The sequence below is a fragment of the Cyclobacterium xiamenense genome, assembly GCF_042140265.1.
GTDB classification, from domain to species: Bacteria; Bacteroidota; Bacteroidia; order Cytophagales; family Cyclobacteriaceae; genus Cyclobacterium; species Cyclobacterium xiamenense_A.
Genome location: NZ_CP159481.1, coordinates 2,713,847 through 2,734,895, shown reverse-complemented (window position 1 = coordinate 2,734,895; position 21,049 = coordinate 2,713,847). Strand labels below are relative to the sequence as shown.

Genomic DNA, 21,049 nt, shown 5'->3' with positions numbered 1-21,049 from the left:
AGGAAGATGAAAAACAGCCAGACGCAAAAAACCGTGTATCTCTTTTTCTTGGTGCTTGCTTTACAGACCAGCCATTTGCACGCGCAGTCCAGAAAATACATCAGTCAATTTAGCCATTTTCAAAGTTATTTTAACCCAGGACTGACGGGGTACGAAGGAAGTGCGTTGCGTGGATTTGTGCGAAATCAATGGTCCGGGATGGAAGGTGCACCAAAAACGTATTTTATTAGTGCTGAGATGGATTTTTCCGAAACGAAGGGGCTGGAAGACCCCGCTTTAACGGGAAAGAATGCCTATAGTTTGAATTTACTGCACGATACGTATGGTGCGTTTAAGGAAACGGAGTTATTGCTCGCCTATGCCAGCCGCGTACGATTGACAGCCCGCCACCAGCTGCGCTTGGGGGCAGGCCTCAACTACCAAACGATCCGGTTGGATGGCAATGCACTCACCTCGGAGCAGGCAGGAGATCCCTTGATTGGGCAATATCTGGGAGGCTTTTCTGACATGCAGATTTTTGATTTCAATTTGGGGCTGGCGCTCACCCATAAATCCTATTACCTTTCGTATGCCATGCACAATGTAAATAGAGGGCGAATTGCCGGGGGAGAGGAATTTTTGGACGGTAGGCCTGTAAGCTACGTTGCCCAAGCGGGATACCGGGAAGCGCTTTCTTCGCAGGTATCTCTGATACTTAACGGGTTTTACCGCAATCAGGAAGGTTTGCCTGACAATATCGAATTCAACATAAAAGCGCTGTTAGGAAACAGGATTTGGATCGGTGGTGGGCATCGGTTTGATTACGCCAGCAACCTGCAATTTGGCGTGCTGTTTGACAAGATACGTATGGGATACGTATACGAATTTCCTTCGAATCGTAGCTACCTTTTACCCGGCCAAACCCACGAGTTTGCATTGATTTACAAGCTATTTGGCAGCTATGAGAAATCGACTGGCAATGCGCCGGCTATCTGGTAGGTATTGGCCGGTAGGAATAGGTGGCTATTCACAATGGGTGATATTTGTATCTAAAAGCTCGGTAGTTTGGTCATTGGGAAAGGAAAGTTTGGGGCTTAGGTAAGGGATTCCCCAGCCCATTCCACGAATGATAAATAATGCCCCCATTACCAACGCAAAATAGGGAACAAAACGGTTGATTTTATCTCGGAATCCTATGGAAAAAATATTCCCGGAAATCATCAATAAAATCATCACCGGAAAGGTTCCCAATCCAAAAAAGAACATATAGGCCATTCCCTGCCAGGGGCTTTGCATGGCCAGGGAAGCAATTAATGCCATGTAGACAAGCCCACAGGGGAGCAGCCCGTTTAATACGCCTGAGAATGCAAAAGCCGGGGTGCCTCCCGGTTTTATCGAACGGCCCAGACGGAACTTCAGTCTGGCAAGCGATGTCGAAAGCAGGGAATGGGAAACCCATTTTTCGGATTTCCGAAAGGAAAAGGCCAGAAGTACCAATACAATACCCGTGATAATTGACAGCCATTGTTGAATTCCGGCCAGAGCGATCGAAAACCCAAGCAAGCCTACCAAACCACCAAGAAAAACATAGGTGAGCGTCCTTCCGGAATTGTACAGCAGTTTGTTTAGTAGGAACTTATTTTTATCCTTTCCCGCCAGCGCCAATGCAATCGGCCCACACATGCCGATACAATGAAACGATCCCAACAATCCCCAAACAAACGCGGTCCAAAACATGCCTATATATCAATCTTCTTTTCCTCAAAAAAGGCCTGTCCTTTTTCTTCCCAAGTGAGTTTGACTCTCCAATACCCAGGTTGCAGGCTGTTGAGATTTACAGTATTGGCTGCCTCGTTTTGAATGTCTATTGCTATTTTCCGATCCATCCTCGCATCCGAAGGCCGGAACAAATGCAACTCTCCGGCTGCTCCAACCGGAAGATTCAGAGTCAACACGTTATTCCGGGGATCAAAACTCAGGGCTTTTTTCGCAGCATCCAGCGAATTACTTACTTTATCAATGTGTTCCTGGTACTTAATCTCTTCTTCGTAATAATTGTCCGTGACCAGGTGAAGGTCATCCTGCTTCATACATATGGTCACCATCGTAGCCATTACGGCCACAAAGCCTACGAACACTAAAATTATTCCATTTCCCCAATTCATTATTTTTTGATTTAGTTTCCTACAGGCCCCATAAAACTGGTTTCAATTCGGTCTATGGTTTCACCGTTTTGTTGCAATAAGAGGACAATGCTTTCCTGAGGCACCTGCATGGCTGCCTGCGGCTTCACTAAAAAGAACCGCCCTTCGAATTTCGATTGGCCCGATATTGTCCAGTCGGTATCTCCCACCCGCTCCAACTGGAAAGCAGGATCTTCGGGTACCAGGTTCACATCTTGTTCTTCGAACGTTTTATTGATCAGCGTTACCTCGTATAAATTACTGATTTGTTCCCCTTCCCTTTCCTGGAAGGTCATTCCCCGGAACCGGGTAACGGTTGCACCCAAATCATCACGGGTTGCCAGCAACGCAACAAACCCGGCAATCAAAAGTACCAGTAGAGAGGAGTAGGCTTTCACTCGACCCGTGATTAGTTTGGATGAGCCTTTTTGAATACTCGTTTCCGACGCATACCGAATAAGCCCCGCAGGCCGATCTACTTTTTCCATGACCTCATCGCATGCATCCATGCAGGCCGTACAATTCACGCATTCCATCTGCACGCCATTTCGGATGTCAATACCCGTTGGGCATACCTGCACGCAAAGCGAACAATCCACACAATCCCCTAATGCCTGATCTTCCACCTTGTTCTTTCGAATGGGACCTCTAGGTTCTCCGCGTACATAATCGTAGGTGACATTGATGGACTGGTTATCCAGCAATACGCCCTGAAGGCGTCCATACGGGCAAACCACCAGGCAGGCCTGTTCCCGAAACCAGGAGAACACAAAGAGAAAAATACCGGTAAAAGCTATCAAGCCCATGAATCCGGCCAGGTTTTCGCCCGGAGGCTGCTGAACAATCTCGATTACCCGATCGATCCCAACCAAATAGGCCATTACGGTATGAGAGATCAGCAGGGAAATGAGGACAAATATCCCCATTTTCAAGGCTTTCTTTCTAACTTTTTCCCCGTTCCATGGCATGGCGTTCAGCTTGCGTTGTTGATTGGCATCGCCTTCGATCCAATACTCGATTTTTCGGAATACCATTTCCATAAAAAGGGTTTGTGGACAGGCCCATCCACAGAAAACCCTACCAAACACAACGGTAAACAATATGATAAATACCACAAAAATCAACAGCAGAAAAATCAGCAAATGGGTGTCTTGCGGCCAAAATACCGCACCGAAAATAATAAATTTCCGTTCGAAAATATTAAACAGTAGCCAGGGTCTTCCATCCACCCGGATGAATGGACCGGCAAACAAAATCGCCAAAAGTAGCCAGGATACGTAGGTACGCCATTGGTAGAACTTTCCGGATACTTTCTTCGGATAGATCCAGTTTCTCCCGCCTTCGCTCGTAACGGTACCTAAAGAGTCCCTGAATTTTTCCGGGTCGAGGTTTTCAAATTTTTTTGCCATGATAGCGAGTCATTTTTTTGTGTAGTGGCATTTTCATGAGCCTCGGAAAAGGAATCCGAGGCCCGTGAAAGTACCTATTCAGCGGGTTCCAGTCCCAACTCCTCTTCTCCAAGGGCATCGACCGGTTCTTCAATGACAGGTGTGTATTTTTCTCCCTGTGGTTCTTTGGGATTTGCCGGCGTGGTACCCTGAAGAGTCAATACGTAGCTGGCCACCTGCTGCATTTGCTCCGGGCTAAGTTGATCTTGCCAGGGAATCATGCCTTTTTCCACCACTCCGTATTTAACCACCGTGAATACATCCTTGATGTCACCACCATGGATCCAGTACTCATCGGTAAGATTGGGGCCGACCCCTCCTCCTCCATCCATCGCATGACAGGCTGCGCAGTTTCCGGTATAGAGTTCCTTACCTGCCTCAATCGATGGGGTGGTTGCATCGAATTCGACGGTGGTTTCGTCGATAGAGGCCAGCATGGATTCGCCCCTTTGCTCTTCTTCCAATGCAGCAATTGCAAGTTCTTCGTCGTATTCTTCGTATTGGGTTTTTCCAATGCCCAGCACGGAATAATTGACAAAGTAGACCACAGCAAAGACGATGGTAAGGTAAAAGACGTATTTCAACCAAGGAGGCATGAAATTATCCAGCTCAACAATCCCATCGTAACTGTGGTCCAATTGAATGTCTTGTTCCTTTTCGATGGGTTTCATTTTCCCGGTGACAAATCGCTCTTTGAACGTTTCCCACCAGGTGGGCTCGGTAGCCAGTGCGGGGTTGTCTTTTCGAATCACTGACATCAAAAAGGACAACAAGTACAGCATAATCCCCATGATGATTACGATCAGCAGTAACACCACACCGATGATAACCAATAGCGTCAGCTGGCTGCTGTCCAGTTGTTGCATTTGTGCGGTCCAATTATCGCCACTCTCTTGTGCAAATCCGGAAGTAGCTAGCAATAGAGCCATTAAACTGGCTCCAATCAGTTTAAACGTTTTCATAGGAATCATCTTTTTGAGGTTCGTCTGCAAGGGGCATTTCTTTCATGTGGTCGATGTACTTTTTGTCGACACGTAGTACCCACCAAAACATTCCGATAAAGAACGTAACAAATATCAGAAGCGAGATAATGGGATAAATTTCAATATTCTCTATAGATCTTAAAATTTCTTTTTGCATAACCGGATGGAGTTAAGGGTTTGTACTGGCCGTTTTACTTATATCGGTTCCCAATCGTTGCAGGTAGGCAATCAAGGCAACGATTTCAGAATCGGGAAGTACTTCAACACCCGATTCCTTTAAGCCGGCTACAATTGACTGCGCCTGCGCATGTAAATCGTCAATGGCCGTTTCGTCGTAGCCCTCGGGATAGGGAACTCCCAATTTCATCATCGTGCGGATCTTGGCACCAATCGTACTGTGGTCCATGGTCCGAGTCGTCATCCAGGGATAGGGTGGCATCAGAGATCCCGGTGACATGGTTCTTGGATCTACCATGTGGTGGTAATGCCAGCTATCCGGATACTTGCCTCCCACCCGGTGCAAATCGGGTCCGGTACGCTTGGAGCCCCAAAGGAACGGACGATCATAAATGTATTCTCCGGCCTTGGAATATTCTCCGTATCGTTCGGTCTCAGACCGGAACGGGCGAATCATTTGGGAGTGACAACCCACGCAGCCGTTGGAAATGTACAGATCCCTTCCTTGTAATTCCAGTGGCGTATAGGGTTCAACGCTGCTAATGGTGGGCACATTGGATTTAACCAACATCGTTGGGATAATTTCGACAACGCCCCCGATGAGTATAGCGACCGTCGCAAGGATGGTAAAGAACACGGGCTTTCGCTCCCAGGCCCGGTGCCAGAATTCTCCACTTGTAGATACGTGTTTGGCAAGGGCCGGTGCTTCGTCCGCCTCTTCCTCCTGGAACGTTCCAGCAGCGGCGGTTTTAATCAAATTATAGACCATTAAAATTGCACCCGAGAGGTAAAGCAGGCCACCAAAGGCCCGTAACATGTACATGGGCACGATCTGTATAACGGTTTCCAGGAAGTTAGGATAGGCGAGCCTGCCGGCATCCCCAAATTCTTTCCACATCAAGCTCTGGGTAAGTGCCGCCACATACATGGGTAAGGCATAAAATAAAATACCCAAGGTCCCCAGCCAAAAATGCGTGTTGGCTAGTTTTACCGAATACAAATTGGTGCGCCACATCTTTGGCCACAACCAATACAGCATGGAAAAGGTCAAAAACCCATTCCATCCCAATCCTCCGATGTGCACGTGGGCGACGATCCAGTCGGTGTAATGCGCAATCGCGTTCACATTTTTTAAGGAAAGCAGGGGACCTTCGAAGGTCGCCATCCCATAGGCCGTTACTGCCACCACCATAAATTTAAGAACCGGATCTACGCGCACCTTATCCCAGGCGCCTCGCAGGGTCAACAAGCCATTGACCATCCCCCCCCAGGAAGGGGCGATAAGCATGACAGAAAAGGCCACGCCCAGTACCTGAGCCCACTCTGGTAGGGCGGTATACAACAAATGGTGTGGCCCTGCCCAGATGTAAATAAAGATTAGCGACCAGAAATGGATAATGGAAAGCTTGTAGGAATAAACCGGCCGATTAGCTGCCTTCGGAAGGTAATAATACATCAGTCCCAAAAAAGGAGTGGTCAGGAAAAATGCTACGGCATTGTGGCCGTACCACCACTGCACCAGCGCATCCTGAACACCCGCGTAGGCGGAATAACTTTTAAAAAGCGATACAGGCAATGCCAGGGAGTTGAATATGTGCAATACCGCAACCGTTACGAAGGAAGCCAGGTAGAACCATATGGCTACGTACATGTGCTTCTCTCTTCGCTTGATCAGGGTACCAATCATATTTGCCCCAAAAGCAACCCAAACCACCGCAATGGCTATATCGATTGGCCATTCCAACTCGGCATATTCTTTAGACGAGGTCAATCCCAGCGGAAGTGTAATGACCGCGGAAAGAATAATGGCTTGCCAGCCCCAAAAATGAAACCAACTTAAGGTTTTATTCCACATGGGGGCTTTGAGTAAACGAGGCATGGAATAGTACACACCTGCGAAAATCGCATTGCCTACGAAGGCAAAAATCACGGCATTCGTGTGCAGCGGCCGGATCCTACCAAACGTGGTGTACGGGTTGCCCAAATTGGCTTCGGGAAGAAAAAGCTGGGTCGCAGCTATCACCCCGATCAGCATACCGGCCAGGCCCCATATAACGGTGGCTGCACCGAAGTATTTTACGATCTTATTATCGTAACTAAACTGTTCAAGTGTTGTTCCTGACATATCACTTTGTGTTTTTAGGTGTTTTTTTATTGGTTGTATGTTTTTTTTGTGTTTTCCGTTCAAATAGTATGCGCATGGCCGGCGTATGCTGATCGTCAAATTGCCCCCCTTTCATCGCTTTAAAAAAAAGCAACAAAAAACCTCCCGCCATTGCCAAACTTACGCCAATCAATACAAAAATTACTTCCATCTCAGCTCGGGTTTTTCGTTCATGCCCTTCGTTCGGGCGAAATAATTGGTTGCCAGCGTTGTAAACAAAACCACTGAAATACTGCTGGCTGGCATTAAAATAGCACAAAATACAGGACTTACCAACCCTTGAACCGCAAAGTAAATCCCAAGGGCATTGTAGGTAAAACTGAGCCCAAAACTGCTCTTGATAATTTTTCTGCCTAACTTCGCAAAATCCAAGTAAGATGGCAGGTAACGAAGTTTTTCTCCATCCAGTATCGCATCACTTGCCGGACTAAAATGAGAAACGTTTTCCGTCACAGCGATTCCCACATGCCCCGCTTTTAACGCACCGGCATCGTTTAGTCCATCGCCTACCATTAGCACCCGATGTCCGGCGTCTTGTAGCCGCTGAATATGATTCAATTTGTCCTTCGGGCTCTGTTTAAAATGCATTTGAAGCGATGCACCCAATTTTCTCGTCAGATAAGCCTTTTCATGGTCTTGATCCCCTGAAAGTAAATGAAGGGAATAGGCGTTTGCCAATGTGGGGATCATTTCCTCCATGCCTTCCCGTATGCCACTTTCAATGTAAAAGGTGCCCAAATGAACGCCCTCAACCACCAAATGAACCTCGTTACCTCCCCTTCCAGACTCCGGAAGCTCCTTAAGTCCTACAAAAGTGGCGGCTCCCAGGACAAAAGACTGGGACTTATAAATTGCACGTAATCCTTTTCCCGGAATTTCCTCTGCCTGCTCCAGGCCGGCTGCCACAGGGACATTTCCCAACCAACGACTGATTCGGTTGCTTAGCGGATGTATGGAGTGATTGACGAGTGCTTTGACCACCGCACGGGTTTCTTCCGAAAGTGCTTCCCCTTCGTAATGCAGCCGCGCGTTTGAGGGTGAGGTTAGCGTACCTGTCTTGTCAAACACCAGGGTATCCAAACTGGCCAATTTTTCAATTACCTGGGTGTTTTTCAGGTAAAAACCACGCCTGCCAAAAATTCGCATAACGTTTCCCAAAGTAAAGGGAGTGGACATGGCCAGGGCGCAGGGACAAGTGATGATCAGAACGGCCGTGAACGCACGAATACCCATCGAAAAATCGTCAAAACTCCAATAGATCAACGCACCAAACGCAATCAACAGCACGGTGAAGGTAAACTTTCCGCTGATTCGGGTGGCCAGGGTAGCCAGGGAATCTTCCTGTACGTCTTTTGAAAAGGCTTTGTGGTTCCACAAGTCGGTAAGGTATCCCTGGGAAGGAGATTTTTGCACAAGCAATTGAATAGCCGCTCCTTTTTGCCTTCCGCCGGCATATACCAAAGCACCCTTTTTTATGGGCACGGGCACTTCCTCCCCGGTTACAAAACTGTAATCAATGGTTGCTTCTTCGTCAAGCAATACACTATCGGCAGGTATCAGTTCCTCGTTTCGTACCCGAATCCTATCACCTACCTGAATTTTGGTAAGCGGGATTACTTCCTCCTCATTTTTCGTCATTTTACTCACTCCAATCGGAAAGTACGAGGTATATTCCCTGTCAAAGGACAAGGTATCAAATGTTTTTTGCTGGTAAAGTTTTCCCAAAAGAAGGAAAAACAACAATCCTCCTAACGTGTCCAGGTACCCTTCCTGCCCGCTCACAAATATTTCGTACAAACTAACGGTGAACAACGTCAGGATTCCCAAAACGATGGGTACCTCCATGCTGACCGATTTGTTTTTGAGCGAATACCAGGCATTTCGGTAATAATCCGAAGCCGAATAGAAAAAAACCGGTAGAGCCAATACCACATTCAGGTACCGAAACAACTCCTTGAAGCCCTGACCCAATAATTCCGCCTCTGAAAAATACTCTGGAAGACTAAAAAACATCATGTTTCCAAAGCAAAAACCTGCCACGGCAAGCTGATACACGAGCTTTCTATCGACCGGCCGCTTTTTCTGTGGGGCCATGTCGGATAGATTGATGCGGGGCTCGTAACCGATTCCCGCCATTACCGCGACCAATTCCTTCAGGCTGATCTCCTCCTTAAGAAACCGTACCTGCACTTTTTTCTCGATAAAATTAACCCGTGAATCAACGACTCCTGCACGAAGCCGATGTAGGTTTTCCAAGAGCCAAATGCAGGAAGCACAATGAATCAACGGGACAAAAAACGTCACATGAATTTGCTTGTCGTCCTGAAAATCAATCAATTTGTCTCGGACATCCGCATCGTCCAGGTAGTCAAACCGATTCGAGCGGTTATTTTCCAATTTTTGGTTCGTACCGGGGGATTCCGCGAGATCGTAATAATCGCAAAGGTCATTTTCGCTCAACACATCGTATACCGTCTTGCATCCAAGACAGCAAAAACGTTTTCCGTCATGGTGCAGGATTTCCTCCTCACATTGCTCCCCACAATGGTAGCAGCTAGTTTGAATAGGTTTTTTAACGTTGGCAGGTGTGTGCTCCATAGGGCGGCAATTTACTTCAGCTTCCAGGTCAAAAACATAACAAATGTCATTCAATATACTGATTTATACAGCCAAATAAAAGGATAGCCTGTCGTACCACATACCTCCCTTGTAAAAATGAAATAACACCTTCGCAAGATCCGCCTGATTTTTTTTGGTAGTGACCAAAAACGTACATTGATGCTTGACCGCATACGACCAAAAATCGCCAATTCGATTGAAATTAAATTTGATAAAGGATGTTTCTGCCGTATGATTGCTTACCTCCTGAATGATTTCCTGCTCTTCCTTTATTTTGGACTTGGGGATGAATGCAGGCGATATGATGGTAGCTCTGCTCGCCTGAATGTTTTCGGAGAAGAGAGCCAGAAACTGTTTGATAATCCTTGCCGATGCGGGAGTACCGTCGTAGTGAAAAAGCAGGCGTTCGAAAGAGAGCTCACGATCATACAGCAAAACGGGGACTTCGCAAGGCTCACTCTCCAGCGCTTTGGGATAATCCAATCCGTGCAGCCAATCCAGTACCTCCGGCAAATGAGCGGTGTACAATTTAGCGGAAGCCGATCCCAATAACTTGTGGCTCGCGGATGCCTCCATTTCCCTTGTAGGAAATCCCTTTGGCAGGGGACAGCGGTAATGGGCTGTAACAATCTCTTCGGGAAAAGCAAAATTTACGTCCAACCTGGTCTGCATAAGCGTAACTTTTTTTACAAAGCTAGCAGCCGACACACCTGGAAAGCGTGACCTTGGGAAGGTACAAACATGATAATTATCACCTTTTTTCTACATTGTAGCTACTGTTTCACTAATCGATGCAATAATTTTTTCCCGATCAGGGGATTTTTTCGAAGAAATCGCGACATTGATCCCATCAAAATCGCTATGCAATGAAACAACACCTTACTGCTGTCATTTTTGCCCTGGCAATCGTACTTTCCGCCGTTGTTTTGGGCAATGCCTTCTGGAAACGTAGCCTTACTCAGGCCAAGATTTCTGTCACCGGTCTCGGCGAAACGGATTTTATTTCTGACCTGATTGTTTGGGAAGGGCTGTTTGAAAAGCAGGCATATACGCTCGGAGAAGCCTATTCGGGTTTGGAAAAGGACCGAAAAGCGGTTACGGAATACCTGAATTCGAAAGGGATTGCGTCGGAGGAAATCGTCTTTAGTGCGGTACAATCCCGACAAAACACCCGGTCGGAGTACAGCTCGGAGGGCCGTTTTATCGGAGAAACTTTTTTGGGCTATATCCTAAGTCAAACTATCAGTATTGAATCCAGAGAAGTAGAAAAAGTGGAAAAAATAGCCCGGGAAATTACCGAACTCCTGAATAAGGAAATTCAATTTTACTCCCAGGCACCACGGTATTATTTCACCCAACTGGCCGACTTAAAGATCGAACTCATCTCCAAAGCAACGGAAGATGCCCGAGTTCGTGCGGAAACGATTGCAAAAAACGCCGGTGCAACCCTGGGAAATCTGATCGTAGCAAATATGGGGATATTTCAAATCACCGGACAAAATTCGGGGGAGGACTACTCTTGGGGAGGCACATTCAATACGAGTTCCAAAGCGAAAACCGCTTCCATCACCATGAAGTTGGATTATCAGATCAAATAGGCAAATGGAACTACTCCCTCACGGAACGGCGCTCCCACTGACAACTACCTTTCCCTACTCAATAAACGATGGAAGGGCGTTATTTCCGAGGGGAAAAGGTTCCCAAGTTTTCTATGGAATATCCGCTGGGGTAGCTGGGGCGGTTGCGTTTGGTGCCAAGAACCGGTTTCCCAGGTTCCGGGATCCAAGCCATGACCCAGGCTTTCGCTTTCATTACAATCCTGACCAGGAGCTGTAGCATGCCTGGAGGATCCGGATAACCCATTGCCCTTCTCAGAGGGGTATCCATCAGGCAATAGGCAAACGGTTTCCCTAACCCCACGAATCTGCCGGGAAGGTAGAATCCCAGAAGCAACTCCAGAGTTTTATCGCCGATGATTTTATTTGCAGGGTCAAACGAAAAATGCTCCCGCTCGTAGGCCCTGTTAAAAGCCTCAAATGACTCCAGGGACTGTGGTACCGCTTGGATACCCATTCGTTTCGCGAGTTGCTGGTAATTGATCAATATGGCTTCCTTTTCAATCGCTGTAAACGAGCGCCAACCCCATTGCTCCATCCAGCGGATGGGCTCGAAAATAAATGTGGAGAGCACGTAGAGGTAATCATCGTTTGAAATCTTGAAGCGACCGTGCATGGCGTTCATACGCGCGATGGCGGTCCTCCCCCGGACACTTTCCATACCATTTTCCAGAATTTCATAGAGGATTAGTTCCGTATCGTCGTACCGCTTTCGGGTGCGGCTAACAAACTCGCCGGTTGCCACCAATAGCCGGGATACCGACGGTACGGCAAAGGTACGAAAAAGCGCAAACTCCAACGCCTTTTCCATATCCCAGGGGAAACAGTGAAACGTCAATAAATAGGCGATTCGTTCGTAATCTGACCGCGGATTTAACTCAGTAATTGCCTTTGTATACGGTTTTATTTTCATCTCAACGGGCCCAAACGGTTTCCTGCAAGGTACTTGGTTTTTACCTGCTCCAAAAGCATCCTACCAGAAATAGCACTCAAAAAACCATTAAAAACGGGAAGAATTGGTTACTTTCACTAAAAAATTGCCCGTATGAGAACCCTATCCTGGCTCCTATTCTTCCTTGCGATTCCTGATTTTGCCTGGTCCCAACAAATGCCTGAAACCGGATACACCCTATACCATACACCCACCAGGCGGGAGATCGCCTTTGCCGATATCGTCCAGCTTTCCCGGGAAAAACAATTGATTGTATTCGGCGAAGAACACAATGACCCTGTGGCGCATTCCTTGCAGCAAGCGCTTTACACCGCCTTACTGGACGAATACCCCGAGGTAATTCTCTCGTTGGAAATGTTTGAACGAGACGTCCAGTTGGTGGTAAACGAGTACCTGGCGGGCCTTATCAGCGAGGGCAGCTTTACGAAAGAAAGCCGTGCCTGGAGCAACTATGCGGATTACGCACCATTAGTTGAGCTCGCTAAATCAGGCGATCAGCAGGTCATTGCAGCCAATGTCCCGGGAAGGTACGCGCGCATGGTCAGCCAAAAAGGAATCGACTATCTCGATCGGCTCCCCAAAGAAGCCAAGCCGTACTATGCCAGATTTGAACTCCCCGGGAAGAACGATGCCTACCGCCAAAAATTCGTTGCTGCCATGGGGGAATACGGGCAGCACATGGGTCCCTCCATCTTCCATGCCCAACTATTGCGTGACGCCACGATGGCGGAGAGCATCCTTACTGCCTGGAAGAAAAACAGAAAGGCGAAAATACTCCACCTGACAGGAAAATTCCACAGCGACGAAGGATTGGGCACGGTGGCAGCGGTGAAGAAACGAAGGCGCCGACCTCCCATCCTGACTATCTCCTGTTTTCCATCGGAGGATTTCAACGAACCCCACTGGGATTCCCACCAGGACAAAGCAGATATTATCATCCTTACCGACCCGAATCAACCAAAAACATATTAGCTGCTTTCTTCGGAAGCTGGCTCCTTAGCTGAGGTCCCTTATGCGCTTGATCTTCCCATTTTCGAAGGAAAACTCCGACCTGCCCCTCATGCGCAACTGCTCACCGGCTTTCGGACCGTTTGGGAAATCTACGGCCAAAATCGCCCAATAATCTATATCTACGCACAACGATTCGTCTCCAAATTCCCAGGAACGAATGGTCTGTTTGCGCTCAAAAAAATAAGAAAGGGCCGTTTCTACTTGTGCCTTGAAAGCTGCTTTTCCATCCAAACGCATGGTTACCTTATTCCTTGCAATGTTCTCGAAAACCACATTCTCCGACAGATCCTTAACCATTCCCTCCCCATCCATGCCATTATAGGCAGCGATGTAGTTTTCTACCATTTTTTTGTGGTTTTCCTTTTGTGAATCCATGATTCGTCTGGTTCAATCGATCTTACGTGTACCCTGCCAATCGGCTTTCTTGAAAATCACCTATTTTTCAACCGACAAGCTTGATTAATTTCACTTACCGAGCTACCGGAAGTCAGATACTACAGGTGAAACTTCGAACCTGTCTGCAAAACACAGCCTGCTAGGATGGAAGCTTGGATAATTGGAGCCAAAATTGCTCAATCTTCAGAATTGCTTTTAAAAAAAGATCCATTTCAATCGGTTTGGTGATGTAGCTATTTGCATGGTTTTCGTAAGCGAGGTCGATGTCTTTTTGGTTAGAAGAAGTGGTTAGCATGATTACCGGCATTTTTCTCAGGGAAGGGTCGGCTTTAATTGCCTTAAGTACTTCGTGTCCGCTATACACCGGGATATTGATATCAAGAAGGACCAGATCCGGAGGGTTATCGGGCACCTTCCCCCCTTCTCCAAAAAGAAAGTCCAACGCTTCTTTTCCGTTTCTGGCAACATCGATCCGGATTTTAATTTTGCATTCTTCGAATGCATCAAGTGTGAGTACAATATCCCCCTCGTTGTCTTCAACCAATAGGATGTGAGCCTCTTTCATTCAAACTCTTTGTTAATAGTAAGATAAAACGCACTCCCGACTCCAGGAGTCGATTCCAGCCAAATTTTTCCACCCCAGGATTCCACATGCTTTTTCACGATTGACAAACCAATTCCAGTTCCCTTGTACCGGTCCCGGTTATGCAAACGCTGAAATATAATGAAAATTTTGTCAAAAAATTGAGAATCAATCCCAATCCCATTGTCGGCGACGCGCAACTCCCAATACGTGTCGCAATCCTTTACCCGAAGCTCTACTTTTGGAGGCACCCCCTCCTGCGAGTAAGTGAGAGCGTTGTCCAGCAGGCAGTGTAGGGTTTGCACCAATGGTGCCTTAAAGCAAGAAACGGTGGGAAGCTTCTCATAAACCAATACGGCCTCTTTATCGCGAATCAACTTGCGCCGCAACACTTTGTATTCGTGTAAAAGTGCATGCAAGTCAATTTGCTCCGGCCGCTCCCCAAATTTCCCTGCCCGGGAATATTCCAATAGGTCCAAAATAATGCGTTTCATCCGTTTGGCTCCATCCGTCGCAAAATGAATGTACTGATGGGCTTTTGCATCCAGTTGCGCCCCGTATTTACGTTCAATTTGGTTTAAAAAACTAGAGATCATTCGGAGTGGTTCCTGTAAATCATGGGAGGCTATAAATGCAAATTGCTCTAATTGCTCGTTCGTAACCTCGAGCTCCTGGATATGTCGTTGCAAAAGCTGATTTAATTCCTGAATTTCTCGCTCGCTTTTTCTCCGATCGGTGATATCCGTCAGCGCTCCTACCATACGTATGGCCTTTCCGGCCTCGTTACGGATAATCATCCCTTTGTCAATCACTATCCGTTCTTCGCCGCTACTATGGATAATCCGATACTCCATACGCCATTTCTCCTGCATGGGATCTGCCAGGCTGGCTTTGATGCTTTCTTTGATGGCGACAAGATCGTCGGGGTGATAACGATCTTGCTGAAACTCGGCCCGTTTAAAGTTCTTTTGAACGTTAGTTCCAAAAAACTTTTCGAAACCCATCCCTCTAAAAATGACATCATTTTCTAAATCCCAATCCCAAATGGCATCGGTAGTTGCCTGAGTCACCTTTTCAAACCGCTCGTTGGCACGTAGTATTTGCATGGCGGTGTTTTTTCTACGGGTGATGTCTTTGAAGTACACCGACAAGCCATCGATGCTTGGGTACACCGCCACTTCCAACCACTTACTTAGCGTAGGATAAAAAACCTCAAATGCCACATTTTGAGCAGACTCCATGGCCGAAACACACTGCGCGTAGAAATCGGTTTCAACAAGATCCGTGTATTGTTTCCAAAGATTCCGCCCCAGCATCAAGGATCGTGATCTACCCATTAGCCGCTCGGCTTCCTTATTCCAATAGGTAACAGTCCACTGTTTGTCTACCGTAAAAAATGCATCCCCAATACTTTCAATAATATTGATTTTTTCCTGATAGGCTTTTTGCAATTCTTCGGCGGCATGCCGTTTCTCATCAATATTCTTAAAATAGGACGAAATTCCCCCACCAAATGGATAGGTATTGATCTCATACCAGGATTCGGTGCCAGGGTACTGGTATTCAAAACTGGCTGCCTTCCCTCGATCAGCCACGTCTCGGTATACCCGCTCCAATTGGGTTCCTACCGCGGGAGCAAACTCCTCCCAAATGTTTTTTCCCAAAACTTCCTCGCTTTTTCGGTTGAGGAGATTCTCTGCCTCTTTGTTGAAATAAGTAAAATTCCAATCTTCGTCCAAGGCGTAAAAGCCGTCGGAGATACTTCCCAATATTTCAGATATTCGTAGTTCGGTCAATTTCGTGCTGTGGATATCCTGAAAACTTCCGAAAATCTTCGAACACCTGCCGTTGATCCGCTCGCTTTTACCGATGCAACGAACCCATTTTTCTTTCCCGGATTTGGTCCGTATTAACAGTTCTTCGTCAAATTCAAGCCCTTCCGAAATCAACTTGTCTACTGCTGCTACTATTCTTTCTTTACTGTGGTCGGAATAAAACTCAAATCCACCGGAAAGAGAGGGATTGTAATCATCCGAAACTTCCAGAATTTCCCGAACCATCGGCGACCAATACATGGTATCCGCATCTTCCTGGGCCGTCAAATCCAATTCCCATCCACCGATCTTTGCGAGTTGCGAGGCATCGATGACCAATTCCTGAAGTTTTTTCTCCTCGGTAACATCCTTAGCGGAAGCATAAATTACCTGCTCGCCAACCTGGGGATTGCCGTACCAACTCAACCAGCGCACGCTACCTGATTTGGTCAGGAATCGGTTGTCAACTTTAAACACAGCACCACCCGAATGAATGTTTCTAAATGCTTCTTCAGTATGGGCGACATCTTCCGGGTGAATGAATTCGACAAATGAGCTACCCAAAATTTCTTCTTCATGGTACCCGAGAAGCTCGCAACCCGAACGGTTCATTTTTAGAAAATTGCCTTTAAAATCGGTAAGACAGATGATATCAGGTAATGCTTCGAATAAATGGAGTAATTCCTCCTCCAGCCCTTTTCTATTGATCTCCGAGCCAATAAAGGAACTTAGCCTGTTTAGTACGGGGCGGTGTTGCTCCATCGTCCTGGCTTCTTCGCAGGCACCCACCACCAGGACACCCATCTGTGCTTGCTGGTGCCGAAGTGGGATTCCTAGTACGACGGATAGCCCCGACCGCTGTGCCGCACTCCTACGAATAAACGAATCATTCTGCGCCAATTTGTCCCATATCACCGATTTGTTTTCTGTCCACACGTTACCAGGGAGCCCCGTATCCGTATCCATTTTCGTGACCTTTCCAGACGCTTTATAAAACGTCCTTCCTTTAACGTCCTGCGCAAAATTAGCCGCAAGGTGCAATGATTTCCTTTGAAGATCTGGAATCCATACCTCACAAAAACTAAAGTCACCATAATCAGCAATTAAGCGACACACCTCGGCGAGAGCGGACCGAAGATTTATTCCTTCGTGAAAAGCCACGCTTATTTTTGCCAGAAGATCGCGTTGAAGCTGCTCAATCATCGCAGCGGTCACATCTTTTTCCAGAGCAATCCAATGACTAACGCGACCGGCCTCATCCAATACGGGCGAAATCGAAATAGTAACCCAAAATTGATCTCCGTTTTTTTTATAGTTGATGGTTGAAACCTGACAATCTTCCCGATTTTTTACAGCTTCCTTAAGTTGCTGTATCGCGTCCCGGTCGGATTTAGGACCCTGCAGTATTCTTGGCGATTTCCCGACAATCTCGTCAAAGGAATAGCCTGTCATCTTGGTAAATGCTTCGTTCACATAGACTATCTTTACACCGGTTTTGTCCGAAGTTGCGGCGTCTGTAATCATAATGGAATCGCTTGTATGTGTCACCACACTTTCAAGCAATCGCAGTCGCTGTTCTTCCTGCTTCTGTTTGGTTATATCTTGAACCGTCCCTTCAAATAACAGTGGATTTCCATGTTTGTCGCGATTCAGCCTTCCCAGTTCGTGAACCCATTTCACCTGACCATCGGGCAACAAAATCCGATGGCTTATATCCAGTGATTCCTTGCCCCGAAAAACTGCCGCTTCCTCTTCCAGGAATAAACCTCTATCTGACGGGTGAATCGTTTCAAAGAAATTTTCGAACGTTGCTTCAAACTGCTCTTTTTTTCTTCCCCATATTCGGTATACTTCGTCCGACCAATTCAATCGCTTGGAACCCACTTCCTGCCGCCAGTAGCCCAATTTAGCGATGGATGAAGCCGTTTTTAACTTTTGTTCGGAATCCCTTAATTCCAAGAACTGCTGCTCCTTCTCCGTGACATCCTGGCAAGTCACCATCAGGCATTGTCGGCCCTTAAAAATTACCGGGTGTCCGTTAACATCCACTCGGATTCGTTTCCCCCCCTTTTTTTTATGGGTAAATGTGCCAAAATTGATGGTGTGCCTTTTGGTATCCACCCCTACATGCGCGGCATGAAGTTTGGGAACTTCCTCCGGAGGCCTGAGATCCCGGATCGTCATGGATAAAAATTCCTCTTTGCTGTACCCGTAATGATCTATGGCAGATTGATTGACGTCTACAATTTCAAAGGTTTCCCTATCGTATACCCAATTTGGCAGGGGGTTGAAGTAAAATAGTGTGCTATAATCCTGACCCTCCATCTTCTGCAATTTTCTTTAATTGAATTAGTCTACCAATCCGTCAAACGGCTCCGCAAGGCTTTATGATCGACATCTTTTACTAATTTAGTCACTTCAATTTTCTTTCCCCGCAAATCTATAGTGTATTGCCACGTCTTTTTTCGTGCCATTCCCTAATGAATAGCCTGACCCCTTTCGAAAACAAAGTAAAACAAATACCACACCAACTATCGAGAAACATCGGCAAACCGCTCTCTATCCGGTTATTTGAGTCGTAATTCTACTTTTCGACTGCGGACAAAATCGCCAATTTTGCCAAATACAACCGGATTCTTTCTGCCGGCCTTTCCACGACAACAAGACCGGTTATCGCGCCCTTTTTTTTAGGTTCTTTTCTAAAAAAAACCTACTGCCTATTCTGCGTATCCGGATTGTTTAAAGATAAATCCAATTGCCTGGTTCGCCGGCAGAAACCAGATCCGTGCAGATGCCAGGCAATTGCATCCACAGGGAAGAATATATAGAAAAGTACTGATTCTACTATATCCAGTACTACCATTACAAATTAAAAAGATTATTTTTATAAAAAAAATTTGAATGTTGGATGAAATACCGAATCGTAATTTGCTCCCTTTTAGCCCTTTCTTTTCTTAGCTGTGAGCAAGACCCTCTACCAGCGACCAGGTCTTCAGACGGCTTATACTTTCCCGGCCAACCCTCCGAAAACTGGGAAACCACCTCCATTGAGCTTGCGACTGGGAGCATGCAAGATTTGGAAACGATGCTGTCCGAAAACGGTACCAGAGCCTTTATCCTCCTGAAAGATGGGAAGATCGCCCTGGAGTTTTATTATGGGACCCGCCTGGCATCCAGTCAACCGTTCACAAAAGACGCCCCCTGGTACTGGGCCTCCGCCGGTAAAACACTTACCGCTGTTTTGGTCGGCCTGGCACAGGAGGAAGGGCACCTATCACTGGAGGAACGCACAACCGAGATCCTCGGAGCCGGATGGAGCAGTCTTCCCTACGAAAAGGAATACCTGATTCAGGTGCACCACCACTTGAGCATGACCACCGGCCTGGACGATGGGCTAAGCAATCCAGACGATTACCGTCCGGAAAGCCTTCGTTACCTGACCGATCCCGGAAAGCGATGGGCCTATCACAATGCTCCGTACACGCTATTGGATACCGTCCTTACCCGAGCTACAGGAACGAGTTTTCCCGACTATTTTCAGCAGAAAATTGGAGCGAAAATTGGAATGACCGGCTTTTGGCAAAAAATAGGGTTTAACCAGGTATTTTTTAGCGACGCCCGCTCTATGGCACGGTTTGGCCTGATGATCCTGGCTGGAGGGCGATGGGAACAGGAGGAAATCATCCGCGACAAAACCTATTTTTCTGCGATGCTTTCATCCTCTCAGGGCTACAATCGAAGTTATGGGTACCTTTGGTGGCTAAATGGCAAGGAAAGCTTTATGCTTCCCGGTGTGCAAACGGTCTTCCCGGGAAGCTTTATACCAAAAGGCCCCTCGGACATGGTCTGTGCCATGGGCCGCGATGGGCAATTTCTCTGCCTGGTCCCTTCGGAAAACCTGGTTTTGGTAAGACTCGGAGAAAACCCCGATCAGAGTCCAGTGCCTTTTCTATTTCTCAATGACCTCTGGGAGATCCTTGCGGATAGGCTTCCCAGCGCTAGTTATTGACGGCCACCGGTTTTACTTCCACGGTAAGCGAATCAACCACGTTGACTTCGTAGCCTAGATTTATATCCACCTTAGCTCCGCTAGCAACGAATGCTGCAGCTCCTTCCCTACTAATCCCCGTTTCCCAGGCGTAGAGTCGTTTCAAATTGGGCAAGCCGGAAAGGTAATCCAGGCCGGCATCACTGACTTCGGTCCCATAAATATTAAGTGATTCCAGGTATTCCAGGTTTGCCAAATGAGCCAGCCCGGCATTGGAAATCCCCGTTTTCTCTACGCGAAGTCGCGTGAGGTTTTTCATTTTTCCCACGGCCTCCAGTCCGGCATCCGTCAAAGGCGTATCTTTGGCATCAAGCCATGTGATTTGCTCCGGAAAATCTGCTGCTAACTTTTCCAATACCTGGTCTACCGAATCCTTTTTGTATAAGGTTACCTGCAACCAATTCGAATCATTGGAAAGAGCTTTAACCGATATCCCCCGTTCAACATAGGTTTTCAGTTTTTCCTGGTCGGGAGCCGTCGTTCCTTCCGCCAGCAATATCTCTACCGCCGACTTATTCGCATTGGGATCAGCGAGCGTAAGCAATACGGACTGCACTTCCTGCTCTGCTTTAAGTTCGGCGACCTTTTTTTCAAACGGCGCCCCCTCGTTGATCCACCATTCCAGGAGCAGGACCTGTTCGTCTGTCAATTGGGATTTTCCCTTGGGCGGCATGTGGTCGTCGTGGTTAGGATCCAGGTGAATGCGCTTGATCATCTCGCTTTCAGCGGCGTTTCCCGCGAGGAAAATGGGACCATTTTCACCGCCTTTTAGCAATGCTTCGCGGGTATGCATCTGCAAGTCGCCTTTTTTCTTGCTGGCATTGTGACAAGAATTGCAACGAGTCTCCATGATGGGATGGATGATATCGGTATACACCACCGCCTCGTCCAGGTTTTCGATCAGCCGGGGACCTTTTTCTTCGATCGGCATCCCGGCCAATCTTTTTATTCCATCTGGAAGGTATTGGGTCAGGTAATTTTCCCCATGCGTCAGTGAGCCGCCGTAATGACCCGCCACTGCCAGAAATACCATCATGAGCGCAAACGAGCTCAGGTAAGCACGGTTGAAAGTAAGG

Annotated in this window: 18 protein-coding genes; 4 read left to right on the top strand and 14 right to left on the bottom strand. The window is 47.2% G+C overall.

Annotation, left to right across the window (positions count from 1 at the left end; all coding sequences use genetic code 11):
- Positions 1-6: 6 nt before the first annotated feature.
- Positions 7-978, top strand: a complete 972-nt coding sequence (locus ABWH99_RS11490) for a type IX secretion system membrane protein PorP/SprF (protein WP_375586417.1) — start codon at positions 7-9, stop codon at positions 976-978.
- A gap of 24 nt (positions 979-1,002) precedes the next feature.
- On the opposite strand, the gene ABWH99_RS11485 is transcribed toward ABWH99_RS11490, so the two are convergent.
- The 9 genes from ABWH99_RS11485 to ABWH99_RS11445 all read right to left on the bottom strand — a co-directional run bounded on the left by ABWH99_RS11485 (position 1,003) and on the right by ABWH99_RS11445 (position 10,225).
- On the bottom strand, positions 1,003-1,716 hold the full coding sequence (locus tag ABWH99_RS11485) for a sulfite exporter TauE/SafE family protein (RefSeq protein ID WP_375586416.1): 714 nt from the start codon (positions 1,714-1,716) through the stop codon (positions 1,003-1,005).
- Positions 1,717-1,718: 2 nt separating this feature from the next.
- Complete coding sequence (locus ABWH99_RS11480) at positions 1,719-2,144, bottom strand: FixH family protein (protein ID WP_375586415.1); 426 nt, start codon at positions 2,142-2,144, stop codon at positions 1,719-1,721.
- A gap of 11 nt (positions 2,145-2,155) precedes the next feature.
- On the bottom strand, positions 2,156-3,571 hold the full coding sequence (ccoG, locus tag ABWH99_RS11475) for a cytochrome c oxidase accessory protein CcoG (protein ID WP_375586414.1): 1,416 nt from the start codon (positions 3,569-3,571) through the stop codon (positions 2,156-2,158).
- A gap of 74 nt (positions 3,572-3,645) precedes the next feature.
- On the bottom strand, positions 3,646-4,572 hold the full coding sequence (locus tag ABWH99_RS11470) for a cbb3-type cytochrome c oxidase N-terminal domain-containing protein (RefSeq protein ID WP_375586413.1): 927 nt from the start codon (positions 4,570-4,572) through the stop codon (positions 3,646-3,648).
- Positions 4,559-4,750 (bottom strand): cbb3-type cytochrome c oxidase subunit 3, encoded by a 192-nt coding sequence (locus ABWH99_RS11465; RefSeq protein ID WP_375586412.1) that lies wholly within the window; start codon positions 4,748-4,750, stop codon positions 4,559-4,561. The genes ABWH99_RS11470 and ABWH99_RS11465 overlap by 14 nt, the downstream gene beginning before the upstream one ends.
- Positions 4,751-4,762: 12 nt before the next feature.
- Positions 4,763-6,895, bottom strand: coding sequence for a cytochrome-c oxidase, cbb3-type subunit I (ccoN, locus tag ABWH99_RS11460; RefSeq protein ID WP_375586411.1), 2,133 nt, complete (start codon positions 6,893-6,895; stop codon positions 4,763-4,765).
- Position 6,896: 1 nt separating this feature from the next.
- A complete protein-coding gene (gene ccoS, locus ABWH99_RS11455) occupies positions 6,897-7,085 on the bottom strand; it encodes a cbb3-type cytochrome oxidase assembly protein CcoS (RefSeq protein ID WP_375586410.1) in 189 nt (62 codons plus the stop codon).
- Positions 7,076-9,532, bottom strand: a complete 2,457-nt coding sequence (locus ABWH99_RS11450; protein WP_375586409.1) for a heavy metal translocating P-type ATPase — start codon at positions 9,530-9,532, stop codon at positions 7,076-7,078. Before ABWH99_RS11450 ends, ccoS begins: the two co-directional genes overlap by 10 nt.
- A gap of 63 nt (positions 9,533-9,595) precedes the next feature.
- On the bottom strand, positions 9,596-10,225 hold the full coding sequence (locus ABWH99_RS11445; protein ID WP_375586408.1) for a hypothetical protein: 630 nt from the start codon (positions 10,223-10,225) through the stop codon (positions 9,596-9,598).
- A 194-nt stretch (positions 10,226-10,419) separates the two neighbouring features.
- Between ABWH99_RS11445 and ABWH99_RS11440 the strand changes: the two genes are divergently transcribed.
- Complete coding sequence (locus ABWH99_RS11440) at positions 10,420-11,151, top strand: SIMPL domain-containing protein (RefSeq protein WP_375586407.1); 732 nt, start codon at positions 10,420-10,422, stop codon at positions 11,149-11,151.
- A 79-nt stretch (positions 11,152-11,230) separates the two neighbouring features.
- Here ABWH99_RS11440 and ABWH99_RS11435 read toward each other — a convergent pair whose 3' ends face one another.
- Positions 11,231-11,980, bottom strand: coding sequence for an oxygenase MpaB family protein (locus ABWH99_RS11435; RefSeq protein WP_375586406.1), 750 nt, complete (start codon positions 11,978-11,980; stop codon positions 11,231-11,233).
- A 234-nt stretch (positions 11,981-12,214) separates the two neighbouring features.
- On the opposite strand from ABWH99_RS11435, the gene ABWH99_RS11430 reads away from it, so the two are divergent.
- On the top strand, positions 12,215-13,093 hold the full coding sequence (locus ABWH99_RS11430; RefSeq protein ID WP_375586405.1) for a ChaN family lipoprotein: 879 nt from the start codon (positions 12,215-12,217) through the stop codon (positions 13,091-13,093).
- A 24-nt stretch (positions 13,094-13,117) separates the two neighbouring features.
- On the opposite strand, the gene ABWH99_RS11425 is transcribed toward ABWH99_RS11430, so the two are convergent.
- From ABWH99_RS11425 to ABWH99_RS11415, 3 genes are all read right to left on the bottom strand, one after another.
- On the bottom strand, positions 13,118-13,507 hold the full coding sequence (locus tag ABWH99_RS11425; RefSeq protein WP_375586404.1) for a nuclear transport factor 2 family protein: 390 nt from the start codon (positions 13,505-13,507) through the stop codon (positions 13,118-13,120).
- Positions 13,508-13,667: 160 nt separating this feature from the next.
- A complete protein-coding gene (locus ABWH99_RS11420; RefSeq protein ID WP_375586403.1) occupies positions 13,668-14,093 on the bottom strand; it encodes a response regulator in 426 nt (141 codons plus the stop codon).
- The gene (locus ABWH99_RS11415; RefSeq protein ID WP_375586402.1) at positions 14,090-18,250 is read right to left on the bottom strand and encodes a PAS domain S-box protein; all 4,161 of its coding nucleotides are present in this window, start codon (positions 18,248-18,250) and stop codon (positions 14,090-14,092) included. Before ABWH99_RS11415 ends, ABWH99_RS11420 begins: the two co-directional genes overlap by 4 nt.
- Before the next feature lie 583 nt (positions 18,251-18,833).
- Between ABWH99_RS11415 and ABWH99_RS11410 the strand changes: the two genes are divergently transcribed.
- A complete protein-coding gene (locus ABWH99_RS11410; protein WP_375586401.1) occupies positions 18,834-19,934 on the top strand; it encodes a serine hydrolase domain-containing protein in 1,101 nt (366 codons plus the stop codon).
- Here the strand turns inward: ABWH99_RS11410 and ABWH99_RS11405 are convergent.
- The gene (locus ABWH99_RS11405) at positions 19,924-21,009 is read right to left on the bottom strand and encodes a c-type cytochrome domain-containing protein (RefSeq protein WP_375586400.1); all 1,086 of its coding nucleotides are present in this window, start codon (positions 21,007-21,009) and stop codon (positions 19,924-19,926) included. The genes ABWH99_RS11410 and ABWH99_RS11405 overlap by 11 nt on opposite strands.
- Positions 21,010-21,049: the final 40 nt, after the last annotated feature.

Excerpts from the sequence above, each read along its gene's own strand:
- ABWH99_RS11405 (WP_375586400.1), bottom strand. The coding sequence starts at position 21,009 with ATGATGGTATTTCTGGCAGTGGCGGGTCATTACGGCGGCTCACTGACG.
- ABWH99_RS11480 (WP_375586415.1), bottom strand. The coding sequence starts at position 2,144 with ATGAATTGGGGAAATGGAATAATTTTAGTGTTCGTAGGCTTTGTGGCC.
- ABWH99_RS11430 (WP_375586405.1), top strand. The coding sequence starts at position 12,215 with ATGAGAACCCTATCCTGGCTCCTATTCTTCCTTGCGATTCCTGATTTT.
- ABWH99_RS11410 (WP_375586401.1), top strand. The coding sequence starts at position 18,834 with ATGAAATACCGAATCGTAATTTGCTCCCTTTTAGCCCTTTCTTTTCTT.
- ABWH99_RS11445 (WP_375586408.1), bottom strand. The coding sequence starts at position 10,225 with ATGCAGACCAGGTTGGACGTAAATTTTGCTTTTCCCGAAGAGATTGTT.
- ABWH99_RS11465 (WP_375586412.1), bottom strand. The coding sequence starts at position 4,750 with ATGCAAAAAGAAATTTTAAGATCTATAGAGAATATTGAAATTTATCCC.
- ABWH99_RS11490 (WP_375586417.1), top strand. The coding sequence starts at position 7 with ATGAAAAACAGCCAGACGCAAAAAACCGTGTATCTCTTTTTCTTGGTG.
- ABWH99_RS11450 (WP_375586409.1), bottom strand. The coding sequence starts at position 9,532 with ATGGAGCACACACCTGCCAACGTTAAAAAACCTATTCAAACTAGCTGC.
- ccoG (WP_375586414.1), bottom strand. The coding sequence starts at position 3,571 with ATGGCAAAAAAATTTGAAAACCTCGACCCGGAAAAATTCAGGGACTCT.
- ABWH99_RS11425 (WP_375586404.1), bottom strand. The coding sequence starts at position 13,507 with ATGGATTCACAAAAGGAAAACCACAAAAAAATGGTAGAAAACTACATC.
- ABWH99_RS11420 (WP_375586403.1), bottom strand. The coding sequence starts at position 14,093 with ATGAAAGAGGCTCACATCCTATTGGTTGAAGACAACGAGGGGGATATT.
- ABWH99_RS11485 (WP_375586416.1), bottom strand. The coding sequence starts at position 1,716 with ATGTTTTGGACCGCGTTTGTTTGGGGATTGTTGGGATCGTTTCATTGT.
- ABWH99_RS11470 (WP_375586413.1), bottom strand. The coding sequence starts at position 4,572 with ATGAAAACGTTTAAACTGATTGGAGCCAGTTTAATGGCTCTATTGCTA.
- ccoS (WP_375586410.1), bottom strand. The coding sequence starts at position 7,085 with ATGGAAGTAATTTTTGTATTGATTGGCGTAAGTTTGGCAATGGCGGGA.
- ABWH99_RS11415 (WP_375586402.1), bottom strand. The coding sequence starts at position 18,250 with ATGGAGGGTCAGGATTATAGCACACTATTTTACTTCAACCCCCTGCCA.
- ABWH99_RS11435 (WP_375586406.1), bottom strand. The coding sequence starts at position 11,980 with ATGGAAAAGGCGTTGGAGTTTGCGCTTTTTCGTACCTTTGCCGTACCG.
- ccoN (WP_375586411.1), bottom strand. The coding sequence starts at position 6,895 with ATGTCAGGAACAACACTTGAACAGTTTAGTTACGATAATAAGATCGTA.
- ABWH99_RS11440 (WP_375586407.1), top strand. The coding sequence starts at position 10,420 with ATGAAACAACACCTTACTGCTGTCATTTTTGCCCTGGCAATCGTACTT.